General features: G+C 70.3%; 1 protein-coding gene. It reads right to left on the bottom strand.

Going from position 1 to position 781, the window contains the following annotated elements; genetic code table 11:
* Positions 1 to 781: putative glycoside hydrolase (locus C5O79_RS37880; protein WP_165935662.1), on the bottom strand; the 781-nt coding region annotated here is incomplete at both ends.

Here is a 781-nt window from a genome sequence, read left to right as displayed (position 1 = left end):
CGCGGCAGCGCAGCGGGATCGTAGCGATTGCGCGGATTCCACAGCATCCATCCGTCCGTGCCGGCCGCGTCGGCGGCGTCCACCTGAGCACGGATATCCGCCGCGTCGAATGCGCGCCGGTCGAACGCATAGTCGCGAAACGCCTGCAGCCAGGGCCGGAAGCGCACGCCGTCGAGCCCGGTGCGGCGCATCGCCTCGGCGAGCGAGCGCCCGACGATCTCGCCCGGATGATCGGTCGGCTTGCGGCAGCCCGGGAGGCCCCACGTGAAACCCGACGGATACAGCATCGGCGAAATGTAGTCGACCAGCCCGCCCAGTGCGCCGAGCCGCTGCCCGATCTGCGTGTCGTCGGCATTCCAGCACACGTAGCCGAAGATGTCGGCCGACAGGTAGAGGTTGTAGGGCCGCAGCCGTGCACGCGCGCCTTCCAGGAATCCGGTGATCGCGGCCACGCGGTTCGCCTCGGTGTTGGGCTCGCCGAACCGCAGGCCGCTCGCGTCGGGAAAGCGCAGGTAGTCGAACTGGATCTCGTCGAAACCCATCCGCGCGGCCTCCTCGGCCACGTCGAAGTTGTGTTCCCACGCGGCGCGCACGGTCGGGTCGATCCAGCGCAGGTGTTCGCGATCGCGCCAGATTCCGCCGGCCGCGTCGCGCACCGCCCAGTCGGGATGCGCGGCCGCAAGCGGATCGTCCTTGAATACGACGAGGCGCGCGATCAGGTACAGCCCGCGCGCATGGAATGCGCGGATCAGCGCCGGCAGGTCCGCGACGCGCGGCCCCG

This window comes from Burkholderia sp. SRS-25 (genome assembly GCF_004343765.1).
GTDB lineage: Bacteria > Pseudomonadota > Gammaproteobacteria > Burkholderiales > Burkholderiaceae > Burkholderia > Burkholderia contaminans.
Note: the sequence above shows the minus strand (reverse complement) of the source record. Positions and strands in the feature narration are given on the sequence as shown.